The following is a 10,002-nucleotide window of genomic DNA, read 5'->3' as shown; positions in this document are numbered from 1 at the left end:
AGAGGTGTTACAAAGGGAAGTAACGGAGCAGTCATACCGGTGAAGGCAGCAGTTTGCTGTCCGGCCATAACAGCCTTTGAAGACAGTCTCTGCATGTTTTCTGATCTCTCTGGAGATCGTACTCGGCGACTTCAGAACTGTTGAGGCAATACTTCTGAGAGATTCTCGCCGGTTGAGGGCGCTTTCAATGGCTTTTCTTTCAGCCAGAGTCAAATGTTTGTTCATGATGATGAACTCCTTTCCGAGATCTGTTGTCTCGTAAGAAAGGTCTTTCATCAATTCAGACTAAATGCAAGCTTCTTTTAATTCAGATTTAATGCAACGGGGTACCGGATGTTGCGTTGCATTTACCTTGAAGAATTTCAGTTTTCATATATTTTGTCTTCCTCGTGAGAATGATTTGACAAAAATTCATAACTTGAGTAAAATAACATGTAGAAAGAGCGATGCTCTTTTGGCAAGTGCCCTGCCGCTTTGAGAGCAGATCATCGATGAGAAGCGCCCTGCCGCTTTGAGAGCAGATCATCATGAAAGGCGCGCTGCCGCCTGAAGCGCAGCTGTAGTGAAAACAGGAGGGGCTGTGGCCCCTCTCTTTTTATCTCTGACTTTGAGGCCCGCATTGATGGAAAAACTCAATTTTTACTACGTGGACTTTGCTTATACCAACTATTTGAAAAATGCAGAGATAGAAAAGAGGGGCGTAAGCCGCGTCCCTAACATGGATTATGGAGTAAGTCGAAAGAGAAAATTTTTATGCGGCGTTGTGCTTCAGGTGCGTGAAATGAACTATTACGTGCCTGTGACTTCTTTTAAACAGCAAAAGCCCGATAACTTCCTCATTCAGGCTGACAATGGTCAGATTGTCGCTTCGCTTCGGTTTAATTATATGTTTCCTGTTCCCAAAAGCGCACTCTCGCTCCGTTCCATAGACGACGAACCCGATCGAGCTTATCGTGCCCTGCTTGCGCAGGAATTGAGGTTCTGTATCAAAAATCAGGAAAGGATCCAGTATCTTGCCGAGCGCACTTACAAACGAGTGCTGTTGGGCAAGAATCCCGGACTTGTGGCCAACAGCTGCGATTTCCTCTTGTTGGAACACAAATGCCAGTTGTGGGTCACTCAAAACACAGACGGATAAAAAGCGGCGAGCCTCGAGTGAAGCGAGGTTCGCCGCTTTGCTTTTACCGTTTGAACGCGGGGTCTTTGCGCGAAGCGGACAGGTCGGCGTAGGTGTTGAAGGCGACGCTGTCGACGACGCGTTTTTGCTTTTTGTCGTAGACGACGATGTTCATGCCCAGCGACTGCGTGGAATATTCCGCGCCGTCGATCCGGATCGACGACTCGTAGCCGGCTTCCATGCCCGTGCTGACGAGCCCGATCTTCAGCCCCGCGGCGTCGATAGTTATGTCGATGCGGCCGGGCGCGCATTCTTCGTAGACCTTTTTGCCGCCGTCGCTGACGGCCGCGTAGCTCCAGCGTCGTTTGCCGGACAACGACAGGTCGAGCCCGAGCGGCGCGAAGAGCTTGCGGTGCGTTTCGGTGAGGCGGCGCGCGCCCTCGTCGAGCACGGAGATCAGCACGACGTGATCGGGATTGGCCAGCCGCCGCAGATAGCGGCAGAAGTCCGTTTCCAGAAAAAGCGGCGTCAGGTCGACGGACTGCGCGTGTTTTTGCCCCTGCCCGTCGATGAAGCCGACGTCGGCGGACGCCCCTCGCGCCGGCAGGGCGGAGATCACGCCGTCGAAACCGGCCGACACGGCGCGGTCCAGCGGCGCGATGCCCGCGCTTTCGGAACCGCCGAGCAGTTTGATTTTGAAGACCTGTTCCCACGGTGTCTGGAAGTAAAGGCGGCCGCCGGAGCGCGCGACGTATGGGCCGCCGGGCCAGGAGGCGAGGAACGCCCCCTTTTCGATGGGGACGCGGTGATCGACGGGGCAGTGGAGCAGTTTGGGCGCTTCGCCGCCGGTCCGCCGCGCCGTCTCGGGCTGTGCGCCCGCGAGCAGCGCCGCCAGTTCGTCCAACGGTATCGGCGTGGCACAGGCAGCGCGGTCGAGCGCTTCGCCGCAGGCGGGATCGAAGACGACGAAGTTCGTTCCCTGCTGCGCGCAGGCGTATTCGAGGCCGTTCACGCGGATCGACAGCCGCGCGCGCGTGCGCGACTGGGCGGCGGTGGCCTCGTCGTACGTGTTGAGGTCGAGGTAAACGCCGCCTTCCTCGCCGTCGAAGTGCAGCGCCGTACCGGGCACGCCGCGCTGAAGCGTGAGGATCTGCCCGTCCCGCATGGCCAGTAGGCCGGGCTTTTGCTCCGGGGCGTTGACGGCGGCGAGGATCAGCGCCTTCGACCGCGACAGTTTGCGCGCGTAGGCGTAAAAATCCTGCTCCTCGCGCAGCGGCGCGCTTTTCGCCGCGGGAAGGAGGCTGAACGGACGCACGTTTTCCGCGCCGCCGCGCCGCCAGCCCGCTTCCAGATATTCAAGACCGGCTCCGTCCAGCGGCGCGGCGGCCCAGCGGAATTTTTGGTCGGAAGCGCGGCGCAGCTCGCGCGGCGTCAGTTCGACCGTCTCTCCGCCGCGGCGGGCGCGCAAAATCAGATCTTTTGCGGACAGTCGGCCGTCCAGCAGCTTGCAGAAGAGCGTGTCCCGATGGCAACAGACTTCCATCGCGCCCGCGAAGGCGACGCAGGGCGCGCCGCCGTCCAGCACGATACGCTCGTCCTGCGGCACACCGCCGTCTTCGGCGGCGTACCGCCACTGCGCCGCCGTCCGCAGCGGCGTTTCGAAGGCGGCGGCGAGCGGCCGGTCCTTTTCGTCGACGAATTCCAGCCGCAGACGGTACGTTCCTTCCGGCGGCACGGGGATCGCCGCCTGCAGGTATTCGGCGTCCTGCGGCGGCAGATCGCGCGGCAGCGGGAACGTGCGCGCGTATTCCGGCATGTTGCGGCCGTCCGCGGCGCAGACCGACGCGCGGATCCGCAGCGGCGAATCTCCCGCGCCGGACAACAGGCTGTCGCTTGAATTGAAGACCGCGCACTGAAAAGCGCCGCTGCCGCCGGTCCTCATGAACAGTTCCGGTTCGGAAAGGGCGAGGCGCGGCGCGCCCGCGGAAAAGTCGTTCGTCTTCAGCGGCGCGCGCCGGTCGGGCTTCCCCTCGGGACGCTTGAAGAAACGGTTGTAGCGCGCCGACGTCTTGCCCAGCTCGGCGACATAAGCCTTTTCGCCCAGTTCCTCGATCATCGTCGGGCGCCCGCTGAACAGCGACGTGCCGATGCCGAAGCGACGCCCGGGCAGGGACGCGCCGATGGCTTCGAGAATCGTCGGCGCGAAATCCGGCGCGCTGAAAAGTCGTTCGATCCCGCGCTCCGGGCGCGGGATCGCGTTGATGAACAGGTTGAACACGGCGCGTCCGTCCCCCAGCGGGCGCCCGGCGACCGTGTCGCCCATCCAGAGGTGGTCGCCGAGAACGACGATCGTCAGGTCGCGGGCGAACGGCTGCGCCTGCACCCAGTCGATGAATTCGCCCATCATCAGGCTGCCGGCGCGGATCACGTCGCGGAAATCGTGCCAGCGCGTTTCCGGGCGGACGTCGGGGTCGAGGAAGTAATACGTGTCCGGCCCGTGCGTGTCGAGCGTCTCGACGAAAAAGGCGTAGGGCGCGCCCGAAGCGGCGCGCAGCGCCAGATCCTCCTTGAGCCGCTCGTAAAGATAGCGGTCGCGCAGGCCCCAGCCGTTGCCGCGGTTCTGTTCCACGTCGGAACGGTACTGGCTGAACCAGCGCAGATCCTTGACGACGGGGCGCGCCGCGTGCGTGCGGATCAGGTTTTCGATGCCGCCGAACGAACAGTCGCTGGAAAACATGAACTCCAGCGCGTAGCCGCTGCGCTCCAGCACCTCGAAGATGCTCAGCGCTCCGGGCAGGAACGACTCGTAGTCGCCGTAGTCATTGTGCCCGATCGGCAGCAGCAGCGGCAGCCCGAAGTCCGAGGCCGTCACGCCCGCCGTTGTCCAGGTCGTGCCGCGTACCTGGCGGAAACCCTTGAAATGGAGATGCTCCTTCCGCAGCCGCGCCAGCTCGGGCAGCAGCGGGGCGCCCATGACCGCCGCGTCGTTGAACGTGTCTTCCATGGATTCCATGTGGATCACCAGCAGATTGCGCTTGGCGCCGGGGAACGACCAGCGTGCGTCCTGCGGCTCGGGCACCGCGTCGAACAGCGCCGTGGTCTGGAACTGGCGCAGAACGAACCCGGCCACGCCGACGCTCCGCTCCGCGTACAGCGCGAATCCCGCCAGAGCCAACGCCGCCAGCAGCCCCGCCCCGCGCCGTCCGCGCCGCAGGCAGAAGCCGCAGAACAGTCCGTACAGCGCCGTGACCGTCGCCGCGCCCGCGGCCGCGGCGAAAATGAGGCGGCGCAGGTTGGCGTCGACGCCGCCCGTCAGCGGCACGTTCAGATGGAACAGGATCTGCTCCATCGACACCGGCCCCCAGACCCGGCGCATCAGCGCCAGCGCCGCCGCCCCCGCCGCCGCGAAGGCGAAAACGCCCGTCAGCGCCGCGCCCTTGAAAAAACGCGCATGATTTTTTATGAATGGCATAAACATGATCTCCCGGTTGAATGTAACGTGGCGGAACGGTTATTTATACCGATTCCCGACAGAAAATATTGGTATGGCTCGCAACGTCCTTGAGTTTGGCTTTTCAATCAAGAAATAGTATCAGTATCGGAATATGTCCGAAATCTTGAGAACAACTCACGCACGAGTAAACGAAACGGCAAGGCGCCGCCGCAATATCCGCGGCGGCGCCTTGCCGTTTACGCCAAATGGCGGACGCGAGTTTTACTCGCAGATAGCGAAAACACGGACAGGAAGTCCCGTCGCTCCCTTGATGTTGGGATACCCCGCGAAAAGGAGCGCGCCGGCGGGCGGGAGCATATCAAGATTGCAAAGCACTTCTATCTGAAGTTTGCCCTGCTGAAGGACATATCTCTCGCAGGCTAGGTCGCCAGCCTTCGCCGCTTCGGCCGACGCATCGGTGTCAAGGGACTCGTGCCCGTTCGCAGCCGCGGAGCGGAACTCGTAGATATATTTGAGCGCAGGCAGCGACCAACCCGGGAAGTTTTCTGAGCCGTCCTCTTTTATTTTCGTTCCGGAGAGGGCATCCATGTCGGGCCAATTTTTGCTCCAACCCGTATAAAGAGCCACAAACGCACCGTCGGGTATGGCTCCGTATTTCGCTTCGTATTCCTTAATGTCGTCTACCGTCACGGCATAGCAGGGATCGGCTTTTACCTTTTTCGAAATGTCGACGACGCAGAGCGGGAACACGCAGTCTTTCACGCCGAAGGCTTCCGACAGCGGTGCGCCTTTAACGAAATGCCCGGGGAAATCTATGTGTGTTCCGAACTGCCCAGGAAATTTAAAAGTCTGAATGAGACATTCAAGCATCGGATTGTCCCAGTCGAACACAGTTTTGCAGAGTTCGACGGATCCATCCGGTATGCCGCTCCAATAGGGGCTTGTATTATCGAGAGGATGCGAAAGGTCTATCCAGCGCAGCTTTTTCAGTTCCTGAAGCTCGTTCCAAAGCTTATACACAGAAGATCCATCCTTTCAGTAATAATATTCATTGTTCGCTAACTTATTCAATTATATTTTACCTCTGTTCGAAAAACAAGTGTCTTCTGCGCGGATTTTTTTCTTGGCGCATGGCTGGGATGCCACGCTTGGACAGGGATACGTTGAGCATAAGGGACTTGCAAAATATAAACGATCAGGCCAAAGTTGACGCGGGAGCTTCGGGCGCCGCGGCAGGCGCGGCGACGTCGCCGAAAGTCCGCTCCGCGCCCTTGGCGCCACGTCGGCTGCGAAACGGGAGAGCGGGATATTGTGTTTTGATGTATTATATTTCTGTGTCAGGCTTGCGTCGGAAAGAATGCTGACTGTAAAAAAATCAATCGCGACGGGGCGCGCTGCGTTTTTTCGCCGCGGGAGACGTTGCCCGGAAAAGCCGGACGATGGGAACGACAAGGAGAGGGCTCGATGAGTTTGATGACGCTGGCCAGCGGCGCCTCGCTGTGGAGAGGATACGAATACTATAAGGAAGGGTCCTTTCGTGCGAGAAGACCGGCGATCTCGAAGCGAGCGGGAGCGTGCGCGGGAGCGGCACCGTCTACGAAGTGCGCATCGACGCGGAGCATCCGCGCAAGTCTTCGTGCACCTGTCCCCATGCCGCCGGCCGGCGCGTGATCTGCAAGCACATGATCGCGCTGTTCTTTGCGGCGTACCCGGAGAAAGCCCGGGAATACTACGACGACATCGTCAAATACGAAGAGGAAGAAGAGCGGCGTCGGGAAGAGCTGGACGAAAAACTGCGGCGCTACATCGACGGACTGTCCAGGGAAGAGCTTCGGCAGGAGCTTTACAGCCTTTTGTGCGACTGCGAAGACACATGGATATTTGAGCAGTTCGCGCGCAACCACCTTGACCTTGACTGGTGAGATCTCGCAACGAAAGCCGGCGAAGGCTTTGCGACCCCGACGGCAGTCCGGGATAAACGACGTCGCGCTCGTCGCGTTTTGAACTGTTCCTTCAAAACATGACGGGCGCGACATGTTCTTAATGAGCCCCTTGATGTTTTTATCGCAGCGACTTCTTCCCCCAGTTCCAGGAATCGCGGCACATGCGCTGATGTTGCTCAGACTAATTCTTAATAGAAAGTATTAACATAGTTTCCGGGCGCTACGGAGGAGTTCAGTCGCTCAGGACTCCCTTGACCGCTGCGCGGTCTGCACAGCTCGCTTTGTGAATCTCCCCCGTAGCACCTCTGCATTCGGCATTTTAATTGAGAAATAGTATCAGACCGTCGGCGGTCGCCGTAGGGGTATTCTCCATTGAGGAGGGAGGTGCCTCGCCTTGTTAATAGTGACGTAAATGTCACTATATGATATGATGACGTCACTTTATAACGGCGAGGGAAGCGGGAATGAATCTGGGAAAAGAAACGGAAACGTTGGAATTCAAAAAGACAACTGCCGAGATCCGAGAGGCGATGATTTCTATTTCGTCTATTTTGAATAAACACGGGATAGGAACCCTTTATTTTGGGATCAAACCGAATGGTGATGTGAGCGGGCAGGCCGTTTCGGAATCGTCGCTTCGTGATGTTTCGAGAATGGTATACGAAAGCATCAGACCTCAGATATATCCTGCTATAAACGAAACGGTTCTTGACGGAAGGCATGTAATCAAAATCGAATTTAATGGCAGTAATGTCCCATATTCTGCGTTTGGGCGTTATTACCTCCGAACTGCTGATGAAGATCGTGAGGTGGTGCCGGAAGCGCTGAAGTCCTTCTTTGTATCAAATGAATATAAGGAAAAGTGGGAGAAAACACCGTCTTTGGCGACATCCAAGCAAATTGACAAAACGGCAATCAGAGCTTTTTGGCAAAAAGCTGTTTCGGCGGGGAGAATACCGGAGGGAAAATATACATGTCCAATCGTTCTGAAGAGGTGCGGCTTGCTGGATGACGATCATTTGAATAACGCTGGAGAATGCCTTTTCGGAAATACGCATCCGGTCACATTGAAAACTGCTGTATTTGCTACGGATGAAAAGCTTACTTTTATTGATATGAAGCTCTATGAAGACAATATATATAATTTGCTGAAGATATCTGAAGATTATATTTTGAAGAATGTCCGATGGAGAAGCGAAATCATCGGGACAGAAAGAGAGGAAATCCCGGAGATCCCTGTTGCGGTCATTAGAGAGGCATTGGCTAACAGTTTTGCACATGCAGTATATAACGAATCCACAAATCATGAAATATGCATCCACCCAGGGAAGATAACAATCTATAGTCCCGGACGATATGCAAGCCGTTATAAACCGGAGGATTACATTAAAAGGAATGTAGAGTCAGAGATACGTAACCCTCTTATTTCGAAAGTTCTGTATCTGAATAAGTCTATTGAGCAATTCGGAAGCGGCTTTAAGCGAATAAACAGTCTTTGCAAGGATGCGGCTATTCGATATTCGTATGAGACAGGCGAAAGCGGATTTAAGTTTATTATTTACAGACCAGCGTTTCAAAGTGACATTCAGAATGTCACTTTTAATGTCACTTTAAAGGGGACGGAAGTGGCTGTGCTGGCTATATTGAAAAACAAGCCGGATTCAACCCGGGACGAGATGGCTGAGAAGATATCAAAAACAGTCAGAACAGTTCAGCGTACGCTGGATTCGTTGAGAGAGAAAGGCTATATTCGAAGACTTGGCTCCAGGCGTGACGGCACGTGGGAAGTTATCGAAAAATAGAGAAATGTTTGCTGCAGTTCTCAGAACAGGGCATAATAAAATCCATCGAGTGGGTCTCGCCGCGGTCGTAAAACTTCTTGGTGCTCCTCTTTTCCCTACTCGACAATAATCCGATAAAACGAGCATGCGGCATATCCATCATTTCCCTTTCGATCAACTCTGCTGATGAGATTGCGAGGGAGGAATGACTGGGTATGCCTATCTTAATATGAATAGACTCGTTGGAGGAGGTGAACATCTTCAGTTCGACGCGTGTCCCCCCAACGTTTATTATAGAGCCGAAATGAGATTTCTCACCGAAAGCCGGCGGAGGCTTTGCGACCCCGACGGCAGTCCGGGATAAACGACGTTGCGCCCGTCGCGTTTTGAACTGTTCCTTCAAAACATGACGGGCGCGACGTCGTTTTTTATGAGCCCCTTCGATACTTTTATCGCAGCGACTTCTTCGTCCAGTTCCAGGAATCGCGGCACATGTCGTCGAGCGATTTCCGCGCTTTCCAGCCCAGCAGGCGCTCGGCTTTCGAGGCGTCGGCCCAGCACGCGGCGATGTCGCCGGCGCGGCGCGGCGCGATCGCGTAGGGGATTTTAATGCCGTTGACCCGTTCGAACGAACGGATCAGATCCATCACGCTGCTGCCGCGCCCCGTGCCGAGATTGAATACCTCGGCCCCTTGGTGCGAGGCGGCGTAAGCCAGCGCCGACGCATGCCCTTTGGCGAGATCGACCACGTGGATGTAGTCGCGCACCCCCGTGCCGTCGGGCGTGGGGTAGTCGTCGCCGAAAACGCGCAGCTGCGGCAGCTTGCCCGCCGCCACCTGGCACAGATACGGCATCAGATTGTTGGGGATCCCCTGCGGCTGCTCGCCGATCAGCCCCGACTCGTGCGCGCCGATCGGGTTGAAGTAACGCAGCAGCACCGCCGACACCTCCGCGTCCGCGGCGGCCGCGTCGCGCAGGATCTGCTCGATCATGAACTTCGTCCAGCCGTAGGGATTCGTGCAGCCGCCGGCCGGCGTCTCCTCCGTGAACGGAACGGAGTTCGTCATCCCGTACACCGTGGCCGACGAGCTGAAGATGAAGCGCCTGCAGCCGTGCGCCGCCATCACTTCCAGCAGCGCCAGCGTCGTGTCCAGATTGTTGCGGTAATAGAGCAGCGGCTTGGCCACCGATTCGCCCACCGCTTTCAACCCCGCGAAGTGGATCACCGCGTCGATATGACGCTCCGCAAAAAGACGTTCCAGCGCCGCCGTGTCGGCCACGTCGATTTGGTAAAACGGCACGCGCACGCCCGTGATCCGTTCCAGCCGCTCGATTACCGAAGCCGAGCTGTTGCTCAGATCGTCGGCGATCACCACGCCGTGCCCCGCCGCGATCAGTTCGACCGCCGTATGCGACCCGATAAAACCGGCCCCGCTGGTAAGCAAAACGTTCATGGTGTTTTCTTCCCTGAGAAAGCGTCAGCTGTAGCGCACAATGTGAACTCTTGCTTCTGTGAGAAAATTATACACTGAATCAGTTATTTTTTACTGACGCTGAGAAAAGCTCGCGGCGTTCTTTTCGGTTTTGCTCGAAGGCGCTTTCATGGTGCAGTACTGCCCGAGATCCTTCTTTTGCCAACAGCTTGGCCAAGGTCTTTTTTAATGCGTTTTTGCGTTGGAAAATTTGATGCTAACGCAAAATGTGTGT

Annotated in this window: 7 protein-coding genes; 3 read left to right on the top strand and 4 right to left on the bottom strand. The window is 56.9% G+C overall.

All coding sequences use genetic code 11. The features are described from left to right. Positions 1 to 276 (bottom strand): helix-turn-helix domain-containing protein (locus B0D78_RS10545; RefSeq protein ID WP_143521727.1); only part of this gene is annotated, 276 nt, incomplete at its 3' end. Positions 277 to 622: 346 nt separating this feature from the next. Between B0D78_RS10545 and B0D78_RS10540 the strand changes: the two genes are divergently transcribed. After that, a complete protein-coding gene (locus B0D78_RS10540) occupies positions 623 to 1,138 on the top strand; it encodes a type III toxin-antitoxin system ToxN/AbiQ family toxin (RefSeq protein WP_078016922.1) in 516 nt (171 codons plus the stop codon). A gap of 43 nt (positions 1,139 to 1,181) precedes the next feature. On the opposite strand, the gene B0D78_RS10535 is transcribed toward B0D78_RS10540, so the two are convergent. Beyond that, positions 1,182 to 4,589, bottom strand: coding sequence for a hypothetical protein (locus tag B0D78_RS10535; RefSeq protein ID WP_078016921.1), 3,408 nt, complete (start codon positions 4,587 to 4,589; stop codon positions 1,182 to 1,184). A 243-nt stretch (positions 4,590 to 4,832) separates the two neighbouring features. Further along, positions 4,833 to 5,591 carry a cyclase family protein gene (locus tag B0D78_RS10530; protein ID WP_078016920.1) on the bottom strand — a complete coding sequence of 253 codons (759 nt, stop codon included), beginning with the start codon at positions 5,589 to 5,591 and terminating at the stop codon, positions 4,833 to 4,835. A 554-nt stretch (positions 5,592 to 6,145) separates the two neighbouring features. Here B0D78_RS10530 and B0D78_RS10525 point away from each other — a divergent pair. Beyond that, positions 6,146 to 6,493, top strand: coding sequence for an SWIM zinc finger family protein (locus B0D78_RS10525; protein WP_078016919.1), 348 nt, complete (start codon positions 6,146 to 6,148; stop codon positions 6,491 to 6,493). Between the two features lie 485 nt (positions 6,494 to 6,978). Continuing rightward, positions 6,979 to 8,316, top strand: coding sequence for an RNA-binding domain-containing protein (locus B0D78_RS10520; protein WP_078016918.1), 1,338 nt, complete (start codon positions 6,979 to 6,981; stop codon positions 8,314 to 8,316). A 428-nt stretch (positions 8,317 to 8,744) separates the two neighbouring features. On the opposite strand, the gene galE is transcribed toward B0D78_RS10520, so the two are convergent. After that, complete coding sequence (gene galE / locus B0D78_RS10510) at positions 8,745 to 9,749, bottom strand: UDP-glucose 4-epimerase GalE (RefSeq protein ID WP_078016916.1); 1,005 nt, start codon at positions 9,747 to 9,749, stop codon at positions 8,745 to 8,747. Positions 9,750 to 10,002 lie beyond the last annotated feature (253 nt).

The organism is Pyramidobacter sp. C12-8 (assembly GCF_002007215.1).
GTDB lineage: Bacteria > Synergistota > Synergistia > Synergistales > Dethiosulfovibrionaceae > Pyramidobacter.
This window is presented reverse-complemented; position numbering and strand designations above follow the sequence as displayed.

Bases quoted from the DNA above. Each gene is read 5' to 3' on its own strand.
- B0D78_RS10535 (WP_078016921.1), bottom strand. From the start codon at position 4,589: ATGCCATTCATAAAAAATCATGCGCGTTTTTTCAAGGGCGCGGCGCTG.
- B0D78_RS10540 (WP_078016922.1), top strand. From the start codon at position 623: ATGGAAAAACTCAATTTTTACTACGTGGACTTTGCTTATACCAACTAT.
- B0D78_RS10520 (WP_078016918.1), top strand. From the start codon at position 6,979: ATGAATCTGGGAAAAGAAACGGAAACGTTGGAATTCAAAAAGACAACT.
- galE (WP_078016916.1), bottom strand. From the start codon at position 9,749: ATGAACGTTTTGCTTACCAGCGGGGCCGGTTTTATCGGGTCGCATACG.